This is a genomic window from Mycobacterium sp. DHQP2018-32-09 (genome assembly GCF_058148405.1).
In genome coordinates this window covers 1-442 of record NZ_JBYVYK010000146.1, presented here as the reverse complement: position 1 = coordinate 442, position 442 = coordinate 1, and the positions used below count along the sequence as shown (strand labels likewise).

Genomic DNA, 442 nt, shown 5'->3' with positions numbered 1-442 from the left:
CAATCAACAACTGCTTATATAACATTGTAAATCTATGGACATTGATTGAAATCACAGAAGCATATAGGCCTTCACTTTATATATAATGACTTGATAATCATTTATATATAGTTATTCATCTCTTATCATATTAAATCTTCCACATTTCATATTGATTCTAATTTAAAAAACTCCCATCAAAGTTTGCATTTTTTCAATGTCTACTTTGATGGGAGCATATCAGTCAATGAGCTCTAACTAAAAATTATTTAGCAGGAATAACTGCACCGTTGTATTTTTCATTAATGAAGTCTTGAATATCTTTAGATTGTAATACTTCAATTAATGCTTTGATTTTCTTATCATCTTGATGTCCTTCTTTAACAGCAATTAAGTTTGCATAAGGATTATCTTTCGCACTTTCTACAGCAATAGAATCTTTTTTAGGATTTAGTTTTTGTTC

At 27.8% G+C, this 442-nt stretch carries 1 protein-coding gene; it reads right to left on the bottom strand.

The genetic code is table 11. The annotated features are described in order from the left end of the window. Positions 1-244: 244 nt before the first annotated feature. Positions 245-442 (bottom strand): MetQ/NlpA family ABC transporter substrate-binding protein (locus AC30CM_RS27085; protein ID WP_490119989.1); only part of this gene is annotated, 198 nt, incomplete at its 5' end.